Below are 19,373 nucleotides of genomic sequence, written 5' to 3' on the forward strand. Positions count from 1 at the left end.
GGGCGAAAGCCGCTCCTACCGCCAGCCGAGTGCCGGCGCGACATGCTTCAGGACCGCTTCGATCACATGGGCGTTGTATTCGACGCCCAGCTGGTTCGGGACGGTCAGCAGCAGGGTATCCGCCTCGGCAATCGCCTCATCGGCTGCAAGCTGCTTCACCAGAGCATCCGGCTCAGCGGCATAGGACCGGCCAAAGATCGCCCGTGTCTGGTCGTCGATATAGCCGATCGAGTCGCTTTCCTTGCTGCCACCGCCGAAATAGGCGCGATCACGATCATCGAGCAGCGCGAAGATGCTGCGGCTGACCGACACGCGCGGCGTGCGCGTATGGCCGGCCTCCTTCCAGGCCTCCCGGTAGGCGCGGATCTGTGCTGCCTGCTGGACATGGAATGGCTCGCCGGTTTCGTCGTTCTTCAGGGTTGAACTTTGCAGGTTCATGCCCAGCTTTGCCGCCCAGATGGCCGTGGCGTTCGAGCTGGCACCCCACCAGATGCGCTCGCGCAAGCCTTCGGAATGCGGCTCGAGCCGCAGCAGGCCCGGCGGATTGGGAAACATCGGACGCGGGTTCGGCTCGGCAAAGCCATTGCCCTTCAGCACCTCAAGCAGCACTTCCGTATGCTTGCGCGCCATATCCGCGTCCGTCGCGCCTTCCTGTGGTTCAAGTCCAAAATAGCGCCAGCCATCGATCACCTGTTCCGGCGAGCCACGGCTGATGCCGAGCTGCAGGCGCCCGTTCGAGATCAGATCGGCGCTACCGGCATCCTCGGCCATGTAGAGCGGATTCTCGTAACGCATATCGATCACAGCCGTGCCGATCTCGATCTTCTTCGTCCTGGCGCCAACGGCGGCAAGAAGCGGAAAAGGCGATGCGAGCTGGCGGGCAAAATGGTGGACGCGGAAATAGGCACCGTCGGCACCGAGCTCTTCGGCAGCAACCGCCAGATCGATCGATTGCAGAAGCGCATCTCCGGCAGAGCGGGTGCCCGATTGCGGCGAAGGTGTCCAATGTCCGAATGAAAGGAAGCCGATTTTCTTCATTGTTTTCTATCCCGATGATGGCGATGTGTTGCAGCATAGATGGGGAAGAAGCGCACCGCGCGAAAGAGCAAAGGTCAGTCGCAGACCCCCTGTGGGGGAAACACAGTGTCTCCTCTGGGGAAACATCGATCCGGCCCCCGCTGAGGCCTAGGGCTGTCTCCGGGCCAGCCTATTCGATCAGCGTCACCTGTCCATGCGCGAGGCGGTAGAATCCGTCCTGCGGCACCGGCAGTTCCAGCATCTCCTTTCGCGGCATGCCAAGATAGATACCCCGGATCAATCGCCCGGTCAGGCCATGTGAAACCGCGATCACCGGTGTCGATACTTCGGAGATCCAGCTCTCAACACGAGCGCACGCGCTGTCGAACGTCTCGCCATCCGGAGAGCGGAAATACCAGTCGAATGCATCTGCCCCTTCAAGCGCGCCAGGATATTCGGTATCGATCTCGTATAGCGTCATCCCATCCCACGAACCGGTGGTCACTTCCATCAGGCGGGCGTCCTCCCGCGTGGGGAAGGGAATGGTAAGCGCGACACGCGCCGCTGTCTCCAATGCCCGGCCGAGCGGGCTGACGTGAATGTCAAATGGAGTACTGCATCCGCTGATTTCCTGCGCAAGCAGCGCCGCCACCTGATCCGCCTGCAGAACGCCACGCGGCGTCAACGGCGAATCCTTCTGCCCCTGGAAACGGCCGAGCGTATTCCAGATGGTTTCCCCATGGCGGAGAAGGTAGATCATGTCGGCTTTCTTTCGCGATCCACGATCAAGCCCGAGGCCTATCCGAACTTCGGCGCCAGCTTCTGCATCGCGCTGATCATCGCCTGCAGGTTCGCCTTGATCCGGCCTTCGACCACGACGGCCACTTCCGGATATTCCTCCAGCATGCGGCGGAACAGCGGCCGGTTGATGCGGATGACTTCGCTGTCTTCTTCTGCGGTCGCGGTAAACTTGCGTTCGACGAAGGAGATCATCGCCAGTTCGGAGAGCAACGTGCCCGGCCCGACAGTATCCACCACCTCGACACGGCCATCGACGAGATTGCGCGTCAGCGTGACGGAACCGCTGGCAATGGCAAAGGCACAATCAGCGGGAGCACCTTCGCGAAACAGCTGTTGTCCCCTGTTGAGGCGGCGGCGCTCGGCACCAAACGCGATCAGCCGCAGTTTGTCGTCATCGATATCCGCAAACAGCGGCACGAGGGACAGAAGAGCGATATCGTCGTTCAGCGCCAAAGGGATACCTCTGAGCGGGCATGACACCGGATGGGATCATGCCCCATGTCGTTAGGGAACTATCTTGTAGCCGCCATTCTCTGTCACCAAAATCTCCGCATTGGAAGGGTCGCGTTCGATTTTCTGACGCAGGCGATAAACGTGGGTCTCGAGCGTATGGGTGGTGACGCCCGAATTATAGCCCCAGACCTCTTCCAGCAGCACGTCGCGGGTCACGACCTTCTGGTCGGCACGGTAGAGATAGCGGATGATCGCCGCTTCCTTTTCGGTCAGCCGGATCTTCTGGCCGTTTTCCAGCGTCAGCAGCTTCTGGCCCGGCTTGAACGTGTAGGGACCAACGGTGAAGGTGGCATCCTCGCTCTGCTCGTGCTGGCGCAACTGCGCCCGGATACGGGCGAGCAGCACCGCAAAACGGAACGGCTTGGTCACATAGTCGTTGGCGCCGGCCTCAAGGCCGAGGATCGTATCGCTGTCGGTGTCGTGGCCGGTCAGCATGATAATCGGCGGCTTGAAGCCGCCCTTGCGCAGAAGCTTGACCGCCTCGCGTCCGTCCATGTCCGGCAGGCCGACATCCATCACCAGAAGAGCGATCTGCTGGTTGCGGGCGGTGTTGATACCCTTGGCCGCCGTTGATTCCTGAAGGATGGTGAATTCCTCATAGAGGGCAAGTTGCTCCACCAGTGTTTCACGCAGGTCGTTGTCGTCATCGACGAGAAGAATGGTGCGGGCCGACATGGTATTCTCTCCTTGCTTGCGGTCTTAAACTAGCGCAATCGCTGCCTTAAACAAGCTACGCAGCCTTTCACCCGGTTGTTACATATTGTGTAGTGCTATTGTTATGTTTCAGATCACGCGCAACGCAAAAAACTGTGAGCAAAATGCGATTGAAACCCCGAAAGGTTGCCACTCCAGCCCGTACCATCACCGTCCGGGCAAAGCCCGGCAGCCGCACCCGCGCTCTGGTGAGCTTTGCCGGGCGCACCGAGGAAGCAGCCATCGGACGCAGCGGCATCACATCCCGTAAGCGCGAAGGCGATGGCGCCACCCCGATTGCCGCTATGCGCCTGATCGGCGGCTATGTCCGTCAGGACCGCATCACCCGGCCACCAACAGCTCTTCCGTTGCGCTTCACGCCGAAAGACCTGCTCTGGTGCGATGACCCCCGCCACGCACTTTACAACCGCCCCGTGGACGCGCCGTTCAAACCCAGCCATGAAAAAATGCGCCGTGACGACGATCTCTACGATGTCTGCCTGGTGATGGACTGGAACTTACGCTGCCGGAAACGATATGGCGGCTCCGCCATCTTCTTCCACCTCGCCAAGCCGGGCTACCCGCCAACGGAAGGCTGCGTGGCGGTCAGCCTGCCCGCGATGAAGCGGCTGCTCAGGTTCATGCGGCGCGGGACGGTGGTGCGGGTTCTTTAGGTGGCGGGATATCAAGTCAGCTAAGAAAGCGCGGCGTGACGAAGCGTTCGAGATAACCGGTTCTTGCTGCGACAGCGCCCCAGTCTTCCAGATCGAAATCGATCACGGCCAGACCAGCCGCGGGGAATTTGTCCTTCATGCGGTCGAGGGCCTCGACGTCACCTTTTCCGGTGAGCAGCGAGGCTAGATCCTCCATGCCGGGATTATGCCCGACCATCAGCAAGGTCTGGATACCGGGTGTAACCGCCTGGATCACAGAGAGAATATTTTCCGCTGGAACTTCGTAAATGCCCGGAGCTTCGCGCTCGAGGATCCCGCTCGGCAGGACATCCCGGACAATTGCCCATGTCTCCTGCGCCCGCTGGGCCGGAGACACCAGAGCAAGATCGGGTACAAGTTTTTCCCGCGCCATATAAGCACCAATCACCGGAGCGGTCTTACGTCCGCGATCGGAAAGAGGGCGCTCATGATCCGCAACACCTTCGGGCCAGGCTGATTTTGCATGGCGAAGGAGGAGCAGGCGGCGAGCCGAGTGGGAAGCCTTCTTGATCATTCCGTCCTCATGTCGATACTGCAGCGATTGGTGCTGCGCCCGTTCTGCAGATCTGGATTACCCCCCTTGCCTCACTCCAAAGGTTTCGCGACAGATCAGGGCGATGCCGTAATGATATGCGCCCGGATAGAACCTTCGATGGCGCCGTCGCCGAATTGCCGCCGCAGAGCGGCCGCAACAGTTTCGGTCACGTCCTGCAGTTTTCCCGGCGCACGCGCCTCGATCTCGGCTGCGAGCGGGTTGCCCTGACAATAGGCCGTCGCCGCCTCGAGGGCGGACTTGGCACGGCTGACTTCCACGATCGTCTCGGTTTGCACGGAGGAGAACCCAGCCGCTCGTGCATCTGCCGTGATCGCTGAAAGGTCATGGTATCCGTGCGGCGTCCGCTCCATGAAGCGCGGCGGATCGGCTGGAAACATCTCCGTCAGCGCCCGTGCGGCGGTCAGGACGAAGGCGTTGTTCTCGAGGCGATCCCAGACGTTGAAGAGATAGCGGCCGGTGGGCCTGAGAACGCGCCGGGCTTCGCGATAGCCGGCGATCTTGTCGGGGAAGAACATCACGCCGAACTGACAGGTGACGATATCGAAGACTTGGTCGCCGAACGGCAGTGCCAGGCCGTCGGCCTGCTTGAATGTGACGCGGGCATCCGCGCCCTGGCTGGCGATCGCTCTGTCGAGCATCGGCTGGTTGAGGTCCGTGGCAACAATCCGCGTTTCAGGACCGAGCCGCGATGCCATGGCGCGGGTCAGCACGCCGGTGCCAGCAGCAATCTCCAGCACGTCACGCGGCGCCGCCTTCGCGATACGCTCCGCCATTTCGCGGGCGTAAGGCTCAAAGATCATCGGCACGAAAAGTTTCTCGTAGATCGCCGGCATGCCACCGACAAAGGCTTTGTCCGCACCGGTCATGATGGATCTCCCACGCCGTAAGGCCGTCCACACACCATACACGTTCAAACAAAAAGGCGGAAGCACCGCTTCCGCCTTAGCTTGTTCTCAGATCAGCCCGCGGGGACACCGGGAGCCTCAACCACAAGGCGCCCGCTAGCGCTTACTTCCAGTCGCGGATATCGACAAAGTGACCGGAAACGGCGGCGGCCGCTGCCATGGCAGGCGACACCAGATGGGTGCGGCCCTTGAAGCCCTGACGGCCTTCGAAGTTGCGATTGGAGGTCGAGGCGCAGCGTTCGCCCGGCTTCAGCCGGTCATCGTTCATCGCCAGGCACATCGAGCAGCCCGGCTCGCGCCAGTCGAAACCGGCCGCCTTGAAGATCACATCAAGACCTTCGGCTTCCGCCTGTTCCTTGACGAGGCCGGAGCCCGGTACGATCATTGCCGACACGGTCGAGGCGACGGTACGGCCTTCGACGACCTTGGCAACCTCGCGCAAGTCCTCGATGCGGCCGTTGGTGCAGGAGCCGATGAAGACGCGATCGATATTGATATCGGTGATCTTCGTGCCCGGCTTCAGGCCCATATAGTCGAGCGCGCGCCACTTGGAGGTGCGCTTGTTCTCGTCGGTGATTTCATCCGGGTTCGGCACGATGCCCTGAACCGAGATGACGTCTTCCGGCGAGGAACCCCAGGAAACGATCGGCGGCAGCGACGCAGCATCGAGAACGACGACGCGGTCGTAATGTGCGCCTTCTTCGGTATTGAGCGTCTTCCAGTAGGCAATCGCCTGCTCCAGCTCTTCCCCCTTCGGAGCGCGCGGCTTGCCCTTGATATATTCGAAGGTCTTTTCGTCCGGCGCGATCAGGCCGGCGCGGGCGCCGCCTTCGATCGTCATGTTGCAGACGGTCATGCGGCCTTCCATCGACAACGCGCGGATGGCTTCGCCGGCGAACTCGATGACGTGGCCCGTGCCGCCGGCAGTGCCGATTTCACCGATGATCGCCAGGATGATGTCCTTGGCGGTGACGTGCTCCGGCAGAACGCCATCGACACGCACCAGCATGTTCTTGGCCTTCTTCTGGATCAGCGTCTGTGTGGCGAGCACGTGCTCGACCTCGGACGTGCCGATACCATGCGCCAGCGCACCAAAGGCGCCATGCGTCGAGGTGTGGCTGTCGCCGCAGACGATGGTCATGCCCGGCAGGGTAAAACCCTGTTCCGGCCCGACGATATGGACGATGCCCTGGCGGATATCGCTGGCCGAATAATATTCGACGCCGAAATCAGCCGCGTTCTGGGCAAGCGCCTCCACCTGGATGCGGCTTTCCTCGTTCTTGATGCCGAGATGGCGATCCGGCGAGGTCGGCACGTTGTGGTCGACGACAGCAAGGGTCTTTTGTGGAGCCCGCACCTGACGATTCGTCAAGCGAAGGCCTTCGAACGCCTGCGGGCTCGTCACTTCGTGAACGAGATGGCGATCGATATAGAGAAGACAGGTTCCGTCATCCTGTTGATCGACCAGATGGTCGTCCCAGATCTTGTCGTAGAGGGTACGCGGTGCGCTCATGGCTGTGCATCCATTGGTGAAGAAGAAGGTCAGGAAAAGTTCCGGCAAAAGGCGCCGGCAGCCGGCCGGGGATCAAACCCCGGCGGTCAGATAAGTCGGCCGCTGAGGGCACCGGAAATGCACGCAAAAAAACGCGCCGGCAGACGCTTGTGGTCCTGCAGCACAACAATTTTCTGCTCGTGACATCCGAATTTGGATTCCATGAGCGCGGATATAGCAGTTTTGTGAATAGGCAGCAATATCGCAGCGAGGTGAACAGGCAGAGATGACGAGTGGAGTTACCGCCTCGGAGATAGACAAAGCGGGCGCACCGAATCGATCACCCCTTCTGCCCCCGCCGCAGCCTTTGCTCGAGCCGCCGCAGCCCCAATGACAACCCGACAGTCAAAATCAGATAGATGTAAGCCACGATCGAGTAGGTCTCGAAGAACCGGAACGAGCCGGAGGCATAGATCTTGCCCGCCTGGGTGATATCGGCGACACCAAGCACGGAGACCAGGGACGAGTCCTTGACCATCGCCACGAAGTCATTGCCGAGCGGCGGCAGGATAACGCGGATCGCCTGCGGGAAAACCACCAGCCGGAAGCGCTGATAACGCGAGAGGCCGAGCGCCTTGGCCGCCTCGATTTGCCCCTTGTCGACCGAGAGGATGCCGGCCCGGAACACTTCGGCGATGAAGGCAGAATAGCCGATCGACAGCGCAATGATAGACCGCCATATCAGCGACAGGTCGCGCACCACCATCGGCTCCATGGCGCCCGCTGAAATCAACGGCGACAGGATAAAATTGATCATCACCACCAGCGCCGGAGCGCCGGCAAAGGCGATGTAGAACAACAGAACCAGGATCGGGATGCCGCGGATCACCTCGGTATAGAACCGGGCGATCTGGCGCAGCGCTGCCCGATCCGACAGCGCCATCAGCGCTATGCCGAGCCCCAGCGCCGTCGCCAAGAAAAAGCCGACCAGCGTGACGAAAATGGTGATGCCGATACCGGCCGAAACGATGCTGAAGACCTGGCGGTAGACACCGTTGGAGATGATGACCGCGGCCAGCCCCACGGCGATCACGGCAAGGGCGACCAGCCACCAGGGATAGTCGCCCTTCTGAGAATTGTCCTGCGCAGGCGTCATCGGGTGGCGATCATTCGCCCATCTTGTAATCGACGAACCATTTCTGATTCAGCTTGTCGAGCGTGCCGTCCGCCTTCAGCGCCGCGATGGCGGCGTTGACCGGGGCAACCAGATCCGAGCCCTTCTTGAAGATGAAGCCGAAATCTTCGGTGCCGAGCGGCCCGCCGACCACCTTCAGGCCGCCGTCCGAGGAATCGACATAGCCCTTGGCGGCGACACTGTCGGTCAGCACCGTATCGACATCGCCCGCCTTCAGCGCCTGCACTGTGGCGCCGAATGTTTCGAACAGTTTGACACGCGGGTTCTGTTCGTTGCCATCCAGCATTTCGTAGACCGCCGTGTAGAACGGCGAGGTTCCGGGCTGCGCGCCGACCAGACCGTCCGCAAACGCGCCAAACGTCTTGGCGTCGGTGAAGCGGGCCTCGTCACCACGCACCAGCATGAACTGCTGCGAACGCATATAGGGATCGGAGAAATCCACCTTGGCCTTGCGCTCGTCCTTGATGGTGATGCCGGTCATGCCGATATCGTACTGGCCGTCGGACACCGACTGGATCATCGCGTCCCAGGATGTGGTCTGGTTTTCAATCTTGAAGTTCAGCCGCTTGGCGATCTCTTCCATCGCATCATATTCCCAGCCGATCGCCTTGCCGCTCTTCGGATCGACGAACTGCAGCGGCGGATAGGCATTCTCGGTGGCCACGATGACGGAACGCCCACCCAGATCCGGCAGATCGGCGGCGGTTACGCTCAAAGGCGCAAGAACAACGGCGGTCAGGCCGGCGAGAATGGTGCGGCGGGAAAACATGGGTGGCTCCTGAATTGTGGCGACCGGAACCTGTCACAGAAGCCAACACGCTGGCAAGGGCCGCAGCTCGGCCCTTGATGGCAAAAATTGAAAAGGCTCAGCTCATCCGGCTGAATCCGCGAAAAATCCTACCCGATCCCTGGCGCGCCGCCGTTTTATCGAACCTTCGTCGCTCCAATCGAAAACGACAGCGGAAAACGCGGCAGGCCCGGCGCCTGTTCGAACTGGTCATCGCCGGTCTCGATCATGCCCGGATAGTGCCGCCAGACCAGGATTTCATGCTCATTGAGGAAATCGAGCGCCAAGCCGGCTTTCAGCAGCGCATTGACCGTATCGCTGACCGGATGCAGCCATTCGTACATGCGCTGATGGGTCAGCGGCCGTTCGTCGCCGGTATAAGTGTGAGTTTCCTCAAACATAAGCGGCGCATCAGCAGGCGTGCGCCAACCATAGGCGAGCGACAAACGGCCATGCTCTGCACCTTCGTACTGGTACATCTGCGGGTGACCGTCGAGCAGGTAGACCCGGCCGCCCGGACGCAACAGCCCGGCAACGATTTCGGCCCATTTAAAGATATCCGGCAGCCAGTGGATGGCTCCCCATGTGACGAAAACCATATCGTAGGTCTGGTTTTCAAGCACTGCTGGCGCATCATAGACCGAAGCTTCGACGAAGGTCGCCTCGGTCCCGGACTTCGCGGCAAAGTCCTGCGCGGCTGCGATTGCGACCGGCGAAAAATCGAGCCCGGTAACAGAGCGCGCACCCAGATGCTTGAGGCTCAGCGTATCCAAACCGATATGGCATTGCAGATGGATGATATCCTTACCCGTGATATCGCCAATCTCGCTGGCCTCCAGCGCGTGCAGCGACGAACCGCCTGCAAGAACCCGGTCGATCCGGTAGCTGCCTGTCGTATCCGTTGCATGCAAGCCCGCCCGGTCATCCCAGTTCAAGCGGTTGGTCTCGATATACGCGTTCATCATTTTCTCCCCCCATAAAAATTCTATGCCCCAAAAACCAAAAAAGGCGGCCCGAAGACCGCCTTTTCCAACAATCCGAAGGACTGAAACTTATTCTGCTGCCGGTTCAGCGGCTGCTGCTGCTGCGGCGGCGGCGTCTTCAGCGGCCTTGGCTGCTGCTGCTTCCGCTGCTGCGGCTTCTGCTGCTGCCTTTTCGGCGGCCAGTGCCTGTGCTGCTGCGACCTTTTCAGCTTCCAGACGTGCCTTTTCTTCAGCAACGGCGGCGCGCTCGGCGTCGTTCAGCTTGCGGGCGCGCGTACCGGTATCTTCAACGATACGAGCCGACTTACCGCGACGATCGCGCAGGTAGTAGAGCTTGGCGCGACGGACCTTACCGCGGCGAACGATTTCGACGCCTTCGACGAGCGGGGAGTAAACGGGGAATACGCGCTCGACGCCTTCGCCGTAGGAAATCTTGCGGACCGTGAAGCTTTCGTTGATGCCACCGCCGGAACGGGCAATGCAAACGCCTTCATAGGCCTGAATACGGGTACGGGTACCTTCCGTAACGCGAACGTTGACGCGGAGGGTGTCGCCTGCCGAAAATTCCGGAAGCGTGCGCTTGGCGGCAATCTTGGCGGCCTGTTCGGCTTCCAGCTGCTGGATGATGTTCATGGGTCTAACCTTCTCAAGTTCTTCTACAACAGCCAGAGCGCTCGATTGAACCTCTTGGACCGACCTCAGATGAGGCGCCTCAAGGTTTTGCTTCTCGTGAAGAGAAACAGGAGCGAATTCACCATTCTTTGTTTTCGGCTGCCGGGATTTTTCCCGAACCGGTCGGGCGAATACACCAAAGCACAGGGTTTGTCATCCCCGGACGGCAAAAATTCTCCTTGCCGCAAGCCTGCGGACGACGATTTCCGCGTCTTGCCGCCGGTGAACCTGCAGGCTATGTGGGATTCTACCGCTGGAGGAGCGTCATGTCCATATCAACTGCCATCCTGCTGTTTGTCGCAGGTTTCCTGTCGAGCGCCGTCAATGCGGTGGCCGGCGGCGGCACCTTTCTGACCTTCGGCGCCATGACGCTGGCGGGCCTGCCGCCGATCGTCGCCAATGCCACGTCCTCCATCGTCCAGTTCCCGGGTTATGTCACCTCGGCGCTCGCCTATCGCAAAGAGATCTGGGCTGATCGTCGCGAGGCCGTCATCCTCGGTGTACTTTCGCTGATTGGCGGATTGGCGGGTGCGCTGATTCTGTTGTCCCTCTCCAATCCATCTTTCCGGGCCATGGTCCCCTGGCTGCTGATCGCAGCGACGGCGATCTTTGCCGCAGGGCCGCTTCTGCGGCCAAAGTCGGCGGCGGACGATGCGCCCATTGGCCCGCTCGGCCTGCTCGGCCAGTTTGCTACCGCGATCTACGGCGGCTTCTTCGGCGCCGGCATGGGCATCATGATGCTGGCTGTGCTTGGCATTGCCAAGGGCGGTGATTACCACCGGCTGAACGCGTTGAAGAATTTCCTCGCCATGGTCATTGCCGCCGTCGCCATCGTCGTCTTTGCCGGCGGCAATGTTGTCGGCTGGCTGCAGGCCGCCGTGATGATCCCGGGCGGTGCGCTCGGCGGCTATGCCGGCGTCTGGCTCGCCCGCCGCGTGCCACAGGCGCTGATCCGCGGCCTGGTGGTCGCGGTCGGACTGCTTTTGGCTGTCTACTATTTCGTCACGGGGTAAAGCGCCCGCAGTCGCGTCTATTTCAGCCTCAGACCTTCGAGCAGGGTGCGAAAACCCTGCACTGCCCGTTTAGAGGTCTGCTGCGGGTTCTCGGAATTGGCGATCCACAGGGCGGCATTGCTGCTGGCGCCATTGATCAGGCGCGCCGTCACTTCCTCGTCGATGTCGATGATAACGCCGTCCTGCTTGAGCTCGCTGAGGCTCTGCTTGAGGGCTGCGACGCAGCCGTTGGTGGTCGGCCACTGCGAGATGTCACCCAGAACGGCTGGACCGTCGCGGAACATGATCCGCTGGATTTCCGGTTCCAGTGCCATCTCGATATAGGTCGCGCATTCATCGACGAACCCCTGCCAGCGTGTCGGGGCGCCGTCTGATACCTTGTGCAATCGCTCCGTCATCTCGGCATCGATTTCCCGGATGACCGCCTGCAGCAATCCTTTCTTGTCGCCGAAATGGTGATACAGCGCGCCACGCGTCAGGCCCGCCGCCGCTGTGAAATCGTCCATCGATGATTCTGCATATCCAACGGTGCCAAAGGCATGGCGTCCCGCAGCCAGCAGCTTGGCACGCGTTTCGGCGATCATTTCCGGGCGAGGCTTGATCATCCTGTTCATGAGAACTCCTGCTTCACATACGCGGCGTATTTATTTTAACATACGCATCGTATTTTAATTGACATACGAGGCGTACGCAACCACGTTAAGACATACGCCACGTATGTAGGCGCTTTATCCTGACGATTTTAGGAGCATTCCATGTCCAACCCTTACAAGGAAATATTCAGCGTGCCGGGGGCCGTGGGCTTTTCTGCCGCCGGTTTCTTTGCCCGCCTGCCCATTGCCATGGCGCCGATCGGTATTGTCGCCATGCTGTCGCAAACGCGCGGCGAGTACTGGATCGCCGGAGCAGTTTCGGCCACCTTTGCCCTTACCAACGCGCTGATAGCGCCACAGGTCTCGCGCCTTGTAGACCGGTTCGGGCAAAGTGCCGTCATTGTTCCAAGCACCATTGTCTCGGTGATTGCGTTTGCCTTCCTCATCCTCTCGGCCAACCGGGACTGGCCCGTATGGACATTGTTTGCCTCGGCTCTTTTTGCCGCCGCCATGCCCAGCATGCCGGCCATGCTGCGGGCGCGCTGGACGGAAATCTTTCGCGGCCGCCCAGAACTGAACACCGCCTTCGCCTTTGAATCCGCGGCCGACGAGCTGGTTTACATTGCAGGTGCCTCGCTCTCGGTCGGATTGGCAGTGTCGCTGTTTCCCGAAGCGGGCATGCTGATCTCAACGATTTTCCTGGCTGTTGGAACCGCCGCCTTTGCCCTGCAACGATCAACCGAACCGACGATACGTCCGAGTATAGCTGGGATGGTACGGACATCGGCCATTCGCCTGCGGTCCGTGCAGATCATCACGCTGGCGCTGATCTTCGTTGGCTCGATGTTTGCGACGGCCGAAGTCACCACCGTTGCCATGACCAAGGAACTCGGCCAACCGGGCGCCGCCAGCTTCGTCATCGGCGTCTATGCGATCGGTTCGTTCGTGCTTGGCCTCGTCCTCGGCGCTTTGAACCTGCGCACACCCTTGCAGAAGCAATTGCTGATCGCGGTCAGCGTCCTTGCCGTCACCGCCGTGCCTCTGCTGGTCGCCGATACCGTGCCGCTTCTGGCTCTTGCGGTCTTCGTCAGCGGCATCGCCATCTCGCCCACCTTCATCACCGCCTTTGGCCTGATCGAGCGGCGGGTGCCGGAATCGATGCTGACCGAAGGCATCACCTGGGTGACGACCGGCATCGGTATCGGCATGGCTCTGGGCGCGTTTCTGGCCGGATGGGTCGTCGACAATTTCGGTGCGCAGAACGGCTTCTGGCTCTCGGTCGCTGCCGGCGTCGCAGTGGTGATCACCATCGCACTGGGCCAGAAGACCCTTGCCGGCGGCAAGTCTGACGCAGCCAGCGATGCGTTGTTCCAGGCAGCCGAATAACCTCGGAGACAGGATGGCGCGCCTCACCGGCGCGCCATGCTGTTTACGAGCGCTGCGAGCCATAGCCCGAACAGACAATTACCCCAATCACAGGTGAACTTTAAGTCCGCTTCAGGCGTTCGGGACGGGCCTCGAAGGCAAGCGCCTCTACCCGATTTCGCCCCATTTTTTTAGCCTGATACAGCGCTTCATCGGCGCTCTCGATCAGCTCTTCGACCGTTAGGAGAGGGGTGTCTGCGTTAAAGGTCGAAACGCCGATGCTTGCAGTGACGACATCGAATTCACTACCGGCATGGGCAAGAGCCCGCCGCTGCAAAGAAGCGCGAAACGTCTCGGCAAGACTGAGCGCTGCCGCTCTGCCGGTTGCCGGCAAGACGATTGCAAACTCTTCCCCACCATAACGCGCAACGAGATCTCCGGGACGCTTGGCAATCGCCATCAGGCACTCGCTCACATCCTTCAGACAGGCGTCACCGGCCGGATGGCCATAGGTGTCGTTGTAGGATTTGAAGCGATCGACATCGATCATCAGGAGGCTGAGAGGTGCTGCCGTACGCAGCGCATTCGCGCATTCCGACGCCAGTGTTTCATCGAAAACGCGGCGATTGGCGAGCCCGGTCAGCCCGTCGGTCTCCGCCAGATCCCGCATCTGCTCGGCAAGCTGCCTCAGAGACAGTTCGGCATGTTTCATCGCCGTGATGTCCGACACGACCACCAATGCCGAGCCGTCCTGCGTAAGACGGGTCCGCAGACTGAGCCAACGATTGTCGGAGAGCGGGATTTCCGTATCGCGCGTCACGTGCAGATCCTTGGCCGCGTTCTGAATCCAGGCTTCGGTGACACCCATCGCGATATCCTTGCGCTCGCCGTTTCGGGCGGATGCGCGCACGATGTCGGCAATATGAGCCCCGGGCTGCCGTGCGTAAGCTGAGAGAGGGAACGCGGTCCGGTATCTCTCGTTGCAGAACAACAGGATGCCATGGCGGTCAAACATCGCCAGCCCATCCGACATCTCGGTCATCGCTTGGGACAGAAGGTTCCGGCTGTCCAGCAATTCGCTCTCAAGCCGTTTGCGCCGGGTGATGTCCCGTGTGACGCCAGCCAGCCCCACCGTATCGCCATGCCGGTTTCTCAAGACCACTTTCGTTGTCGAAAACCACCGGCGCTCGGCGGTCTCGTTGGCGAACGCATCTTCGAAATCGATCAGCGGCTCCCCTGATCGCATGATCTGCTGCTCGACATCGAACAATTCCTGAGCGCGAGCAGGAGGCCACAGATCAAAATCCGTCAGGCCGACCATATCCGACGGTTTCTGCCGGCCGCTGTAGCGGGCAACATTCAGGTTGGTAATGACGAACTGGCTATCGAGATTCTTGACATAGTGAAAATCCGGCGCCTGGGTCAGCGCAGCCCGCAAGATATCGCGTTCGAGCATTGACCTGTGAAAATACGCCATGACCGAACCGGCAATAGCCGCGGCCATCATGTTCAAGAAGGCAGTAATCAGGCTCATCTGATACATGACAGTGGGTGTATCAGGCTTTGAAAATGCGAAGATCAAGGCAATCGACGTCACCGGCAGAACCAGAACGGCCGCTGTAACCCCCCGTGGACCCGATGCGTATTTTCCCATGGCGAAATGCGCAATCAGGCAAACGACCGACACGACGGCGATCCCGATGACGCCGATGACTGCGCCGGCACCACCCATGACCAATCGAAATGCTACCGCCATCGGGGCAGTGATTGCGATCGCAAGGGGGCCGCCGAACATCGCAGAGATCGCCAGGAGCGAGTTTCTCAGGTCGAAATGGATGCCTTGTTCGAGCTCCACTGACAAAAGCATCGAGATGACGACGCCAAGGCCCATCATCGCCCCGAAGCCCAGCTTCAGCTGCGTCCTGGAGAGACGGTAGAATCGGGAATACAAGTGCATCCAGAGCGAAATCAGCAGTGCTACTGAAGCCAGATTGCCAACCAATACCTGCCAGGCTGATGTCATTTCATTCGGTGCCGTCTTAATTGAATGGACGACACCTATCATCAAGACGTTACACAAAGCTTATGCTGGGCAATTACCCAGATGCCGGGCAGACATCCAGCAATTCACGCGCAGATCAAGAATCATAACGCCACCGGCGGTTATTTCCGCAACAGATCCGGCCTGCGTTCCGCCGTCAGCCGCTTCGCTTCGGCCTCGCGCCACTTGCCGATATCGCCGTGATGGCCAGAGGTCAGAACTGCAGGAATTTCTTGACCCTCGAAGACCGGTGGGCGCGTATAATGCGGATGCTCAAGAAGCCCGCCTTCGAAACTTTCATGCACACCGGAGAGGTCGTTGCCCATCACGCCGGGTAGGATACGGACGATGGCATCCAGCAGGATCAGCGCCGCAGGTTCACCGCCTGACAAGATATAGTCGCCGATCGAGACCTCTTCGAGCTGGCGTCCATCGATCACCCTCTGGTCGACGCCTTCGAACCGTCCACAGACGATGATGGCGCCGGGGCCTGCGGCCAGTTCGCGCACCCGTTCCTGCGTCAACGGTTTGCCCCGGGGGCTCATCAGAAGCCGGGGGCGGTTGTTTCCATCCGAGGCATGATCGATGGCCTTGGCCAGAATATCGGCCCGCAGCACCATGCCAGCGCCGCCGCCCGCCGGCGTATCATCGACGGTGCGGTGCTTGTCCTCGGTAAAATCGCGGATCTGCAGCGTATCGATCGCCCATTGGCCGCGCTCCAGCGCCCTGCCGGACAGGGACTGGCCAAGATGGCCCGGAAACATGTCCGGATAGAGCGTCAAAATGGTGGCGCGGAAGGACAAGGGGTTACTTCGCCTTCGGCTTGAACTGGCTGGTCGGATCCTCATCCTTGTCGTCGGTGAGACCGGCGGCAAGCGGATCGACCAGCATCGTGCCGGCTTCCAGATCGATTTCAAGCACCGACCATTCGGTAAAGGGGATCAGCACCGGCCGCTTGCCCGCGCCTTTCAGCTCCAGCAGATCGCCCGCGCCAAAATCGAAAACGCCGGTGACCGTGCCATAGCTCTTGCCGTCGGCATCGAGCGCTTCGAGGCCCTCGAGATCGGCATAGAAGAATTCGTCCTCGTCGAGATCGTCATCCGGCAGGTTGTCGCGCTCGACATAGAGTTCCAGCCCGTTCAGCGCTTCGGCGGCATTGCGATCGTTGACGCCGCGAAACCGCACGACGACGACGTTCTTCATCTCGCGCACTTCCAGAACCTCGAACGTGCGTCCGTCCTCGGCATGCAGATGGCCATAATCACCGATCGCGGTCGGTTCTTCTGCAAAGGATTTGACGCGCACTTCGCCGCGCAGGCCCTGAGCGCCGCCGATCGTTCCCATATGGACAGGGTTTTTGAGTTTGCTCATTGCCGGGTCACTCTCCAGATCATGCCATTCGCATAAACGAAAACGGGCGGCATGAAAACGCCGCCCGCTTCAGAAATTGGCTATCGCCAGGCTTATTCGGCAGCAGCGGCGGCTGCGTCTTCAGCCTTCTGCTTGGCTTCAGCGATACGCTCGACAGCCTTCTTGCCCGGCAGACCCTTGGTCGGGTTGACGCGTGCTTCGCGGGTTGCGACGCCAGCTTCGTTGAGGAAGCGCAGGACGCGGTCGGTCGGCAGCGCGCCGTTCGACATCCAATACTGGATACGCTCGACGTTCAGTTCAACGCGCTTTGCGTCTTCCTTCTTCAGCATCGGGTTCCACGAACCGACCTTTTCCAGGAAACGGCCGTCGCGCGGCGAACGCACGTCAGCAATAACGATCTGGTAGAACGGGCGCTTCTTGGAACCACCGCGGGCGAGACGAATTTTCAGTGCCATGTTGTATACTCCTTGAGATATCGAACCGCCTGGGGCGGCCTTTTTGTGTCTTGTTAAAGCTGATCAATCCTTGAGATCGGCAGCGATGGCTTCATGATGCCGGATGACTTCGTGAATGATGAAGTTCAAGAACTTCTCCGCGAAATCCGGATCCAGATTGGCATCCTTCGCCAGATGGCGAAGGCGTTCGATCTGGTATTCCTCGCGCGCCGGGTCCGCCGGCGGCAAATTGTATTTGGCCTTCAAAACGCCCACTGCCTTGGTGCAGCGGAAACGTTCGGCCAGCATGTGCACGAGTGCCGCGTCGATATTGTCGATCGACTGACGATAGCCCGAGAGTTCCTGTTTGACTGCTGGATCAATCATACCGGTCCAGTCCTCACTTCTTCTTCGGCAGGCCGGGAAGCCCCGGGAACCCGCCACCAAGACCGGGCAGCTTCATACCGCCACCCAAACCGGGCAAACCACCGCCCATACCCTTGCCGAGGCCAGCGGCCTCCGCCTGCTTCTGCAATGCTTCGAGCTGCTTGGGGTCCATCTTCGACAGATCGGGCATTCCGCCCATTCCGCCGCCCATGCCACCAAGGCCCATCTTGCCGGCAAGACCGCCCATCATCTGCTTCATCATGCCGCCCTTGCCCTTGCCGCCCATCATTTTCATCATGTCGGCCATGGAACGGTGCATTTTCAGAAGCTTGTTGATTTCGGCCGCATCCGAGCCGGAACCGGCCGCGATGCGCTTCTTGCGGGAATGCTTGAGAATATCCGGGTTGGCGCGCTCGGCCTTGGTCATCGAGGAGATGATCGCCATCTGGCGGCCAAACATCTTGTCATCGAGACCAGCCGAAGCCATCTTGTCCTTCATGCCGGCCATGCCGGGCATCATGCCCATGATGCCGCCCATGCCGCCCATCTTCTGCATCTGGCCGAGCTGATCGGCGAGATCGTTCAGATCGAACTTGCCGGTCTTCATCTTGGCGGCCATGGCCGCCGCCTTCTCGGCATCGATGTTTTCAGCGGCCTTCTCGACCAGCGAGACAATGTCGCCCATGCCAAGAATACGGTCGGCGACGCGGCGCGGGTGGAATTCTTCCAGCTCCGACATCTTTTCGCCGACGCCGATCAGCTTGATCGGCTTGCCCGTGACGGCGCGCATCGAAAGGGCTGCACCACCGCGTCCATCGCCGTCCATACGGGTCAGAACGAGGCCGGTAATGCCGACGCGTTCATCGAAATTGCGCGCCAGATTGACGGCGTCCTGACCGGTCAGCGCATCGGCGACCAGAAGGATTTCATGCGGGTTCGAGCGGCGCTTGATCTCGGCCATCTCGAGCATCAGCGGCTCGTCGATATGGGTGCGGCCGGCGGTGTCGAGGATGACGATGTCATGACCGCCGAGCTTGGCAGCCTGCACGGCGCGTGCGGCAATATCGGTCGGCGACTGGCCGGCAATGATCGCCAGCGTATCGACGCCGGTCTGCACACCGAGCTGGCGCAACTGCTCTTGCGCTGCCGGACGGCGCGTGTCGAGCGACGCCATCAGGACCTTTTTCTTGTCCCGCGTCTTCAAACGAAGAGCGATCTTGCCCGTCGTCGTGGTTTTACCTGAACCCTGCAGACCGACCATCATGATGACGACTGGGGCAGCGGCATTCAGATCGATCGGCACGCCTTCGGAGCCGAGCATGTTGATCAGCTCGTCATGGACGAGCTTGACGACCATCTGGCCAGGCTTGATCGATTTCAGGATTTCAGCGCCAACAGCCTTTTCGCGCACCTTGTCAGTGAACGAGCGAACGACCTCGAGCGCGACGTCGGCTTCCAGAAGCGCACGGCGAACCTCGCGCAGGGCAGCCGAAACATCGGCTTCCGACAGCGCGCCACGGCCGGTCAATCCATTCAGAATGGATCCAAGGCGGTCCTGGAGACTTTCAAACATCGCTTCATCCTTGTCGTTTCATGGCTTTTGCTTCGCCCGAAACGTTGTGCTTTTCCGTGACGAAAACAAGACGCAAAGCCAAAAAGCACCCGAGGGCGCAGCGCGCTGTCGGGTGTTGACCTCCAGGATCTCCGCAATGGGTCCGGGTCGGTGGCTACAAGTCTTGTTCTTGTCGCAGATTGCGGGCGGTAAACACGATATGGGCAGGAAAGTCAAGGATAACGCCCGATTTTGCCGGATTGGCAGCCGGCGGCCCTTCCAAAACGCGC

Annotated in this window: 21 protein-coding genes; 3 read left to right on the forward strand and 18 right to left on the reverse strand. The window is 60.4% G+C overall.

The genetic code is table 11. The annotated features are described in order from the left end of the window. Nucleotides 1–15: 15 nt before the first annotated feature. From R6X40_RS15525 to R6X40_RS15540, 4 genes are all read right to left on the reverse strand, one after another. Nucleotides 16–1,038, reverse strand: coding sequence for an LLM class flavin-dependent oxidoreductase (locus tag R6X40_RS15525; RefSeq protein WP_318414703.1), 1,023 nt, complete (start codon nt 1,036–1,038; stop codon nt 16–18). Between the two features lie 169 nt (nt 1,039–1,207). Beyond that, nucleotides 1,208–1,777, reverse strand: a complete 570-nt coding sequence (locus R6X40_RS15530; protein WP_318414704.1) for a histidine phosphatase family protein — start codon at nt 1,775–1,777, stop codon at nt 1,208–1,210. A gap of 38 nt (nt 1,778–1,815) precedes the next feature. Further along, complete coding sequence (locus R6X40_RS15535) at nt 1,816–2,271, reverse strand: cyclic nucleotide-binding domain-containing protein (RefSeq protein ID WP_318414705.1); 456 nt, start codon at nt 2,269–2,271, stop codon at nt 1,816–1,818. Between the two features lie 51 nt (nt 2,272–2,322). After that, nucleotides 2,323–3,006, reverse strand: coding sequence for a response regulator transcription factor (locus R6X40_RS15540; protein ID WP_318414706.1), 684 nt, complete (start codon nt 3,004–3,006; stop codon nt 2,323–2,325). Between the two features lie 143 nt (nt 3,007–3,149). On the opposite strand from R6X40_RS15540, the gene R6X40_RS15545 reads away from it, so the two are divergent. Then, entirely contained in the window at nt 3,150–3,698 is a 549-nt protein-coding gene (locus R6X40_RS15545; RefSeq protein ID WP_318414707.1) for a L,D-transpeptidase family protein, read from the forward strand. 16 nt (nt 3,699–3,714) lie between these two features. Here R6X40_RS15545 and R6X40_RS15550 read toward each other — a convergent pair whose 3' ends face one another. The 7 genes from R6X40_RS15550 to rplS all read right to left on the reverse strand — a co-directional run bounded on the left by R6X40_RS15550 (nt 3,715) and on the right by rplS (nt 10,288). Continuing rightward, nucleotides 3,715–4,251: a histidine phosphatase family protein gene (locus R6X40_RS15550; RefSeq protein WP_318414708.1), complete on the reverse strand. Its 537-nt coding sequence runs from the start codon at nt 4,249–4,251 to the stop codon at nt 3,715–3,717. Nucleotides 4,252–4,346: 95 nt separating this feature from the next. Then, nucleotides 4,347–5,159, reverse strand: a complete 813-nt coding sequence (locus R6X40_RS15555; RefSeq protein WP_318414709.1) for a class I SAM-dependent methyltransferase — start codon at nt 5,157–5,159, stop codon at nt 4,347–4,349. A gap of 142 nt (nt 5,160–5,301) precedes the next feature. Then, nucleotides 5,302–6,711 (reverse strand): 3-isopropylmalate dehydratase large subunit, encoded by a 1,410-nt coding sequence (leuC, locus tag R6X40_RS15560; RefSeq protein WP_318414710.1) that lies wholly within the window; start codon nt 6,709–6,711, stop codon nt 5,302–5,304. A gap of 319 nt (nt 6,712–7,030) precedes the next feature. Then, the gene (locus R6X40_RS15565; RefSeq protein WP_318414711.1) at nt 7,031–7,846 is read right to left on the reverse strand and encodes an amino acid ABC transporter permease; all 816 of its coding nucleotides are present in this window, start codon (nt 7,844–7,846) and stop codon (nt 7,031–7,033) included. A 10-nt stretch (nt 7,847–7,856) separates the two neighbouring features. After that, nucleotides 7,857–8,654: a transporter substrate-binding domain-containing protein gene (locus R6X40_RS15570; protein WP_318414712.1), complete on the reverse strand. Its 798-nt coding sequence runs from the start codon at nt 8,652–8,654 to the stop codon at nt 7,857–7,859. Nucleotides 8,655–8,809: 155 nt separating this feature from the next. Continuing rightward, nucleotides 8,810–9,637, reverse strand: coding sequence for a class I SAM-dependent methyltransferase (locus R6X40_RS15575; RefSeq protein WP_318414713.1), 828 nt, complete (start codon nt 9,635–9,637; stop codon nt 8,810–8,812). 87 nt (nt 9,638–9,724) lie between these two features. Then, nucleotides 9,725–10,288, reverse strand: coding sequence for a 50S ribosomal protein L19 (gene rplS / locus R6X40_RS15580; RefSeq protein ID WP_318414714.1), 564 nt, complete (start codon nt 10,286–10,288; stop codon nt 9,725–9,727). A 305-nt stretch (nt 10,289–10,593) separates the two neighbouring features. Here rplS and R6X40_RS15585 point away from each other — a divergent pair, with 305 nt between their 5' ends. Continuing rightward, entirely contained in the window at nt 10,594–11,340 is a 747-nt protein-coding gene (locus R6X40_RS15585) for a sulfite exporter TauE/SafE family protein (protein ID WP_318414715.1), read from the forward strand. A gap of 17 nt (nt 11,341–11,357) precedes the next feature. Here the strand turns inward: R6X40_RS15585 and R6X40_RS15590 are convergent, their stop codons facing one another. Further along, nucleotides 11,358–11,945, reverse strand: coding sequence for a TetR/AcrR family transcriptional regulator (locus R6X40_RS15590; RefSeq protein WP_318414972.1), 588 nt, complete (start codon nt 11,943–11,945; stop codon nt 11,358–11,360). Nucleotides 11,946–12,095: 150 nt separating this feature from the next. Here R6X40_RS15590 and R6X40_RS15595 point away from each other — a divergent pair, with 150 nt between their 5' ends. Further along, the gene (locus tag R6X40_RS15595; protein ID WP_318414716.1) at nt 12,096–13,319 is read left to right on the forward strand and encodes an MFS transporter; all 1,224 of its coding nucleotides are present in this window, start codon (nt 12,096–12,098) and stop codon (nt 13,317–13,319) included. 100 nt (nt 13,320–13,419) lie between these two features. Here the strand turns inward: R6X40_RS15595 and R6X40_RS15600 are convergent, their stop codons facing one another. The 6 genes from R6X40_RS15600 to ffh form a co-directional block, all read right to left on the reverse strand. After that, a complete protein-coding gene (locus R6X40_RS15600) occupies nt 13,420–15,321 on the reverse strand; it encodes a diguanylate cyclase (RefSeq protein WP_318414717.1) in 1,902 nt (633 codons plus the stop codon). Between the two features lie 140 nt (nt 15,322–15,461). Next, the gene (gene trmD, locus R6X40_RS15605; RefSeq protein WP_318414718.1) at nt 15,462–16,142 is read right to left on the reverse strand and encodes a tRNA (guanosine(37)-N1)-methyltransferase TrmD; all 681 of its coding nucleotides are present in this window, start codon (nt 16,140–16,142) and stop codon (nt 15,462–15,464) included. 4 nt (nt 16,143–16,146) lie between these two features. Continuing rightward, nucleotides 16,147–16,710, reverse strand: coding sequence for a ribosome maturation factor RimM (gene rimM, locus R6X40_RS15610; protein WP_318414719.1), 564 nt, complete (start codon nt 16,708–16,710; stop codon nt 16,147–16,149). Between the two features lie 92 nt (nt 16,711–16,802). Beyond that, nucleotides 16,803–17,165, reverse strand: coding sequence for a 30S ribosomal protein S16 (gene rpsP / locus R6X40_RS15615; protein WP_113315988.1), 363 nt, complete (start codon nt 17,163–17,165; stop codon nt 16,803–16,805). Nucleotides 17,166–17,228: 63 nt separating this feature from the next. After that, a complete protein-coding gene (locus R6X40_RS15620; RefSeq protein WP_318414720.1) occupies nt 17,229–17,531 on the reverse strand; it encodes a chorismate mutase in 303 nt (100 codons plus the stop codon). Between the two features lie 13 nt (nt 17,532–17,544). Continuing rightward, nucleotides 17,545–19,104 carry a signal recognition particle protein gene (gene ffh / locus R6X40_RS15625; RefSeq protein WP_318414721.1) on the reverse strand — a complete coding sequence of 520 codons (1,560 nt, stop codon included), beginning with the start codon at nt 19,102–19,104 and terminating at the stop codon, nt 17,545–17,547. Nucleotides 19,105–19,373 lie beyond the last annotated feature (269 nt).

Source organism: Rhizobium sp. PL01 (assembly GCF_033447125.1).
Classification (GTDB): Bacteria; Pseudomonadota; Alphaproteobacteria; order Rhizobiales; family Rhizobiaceae; genus Pararhizobium.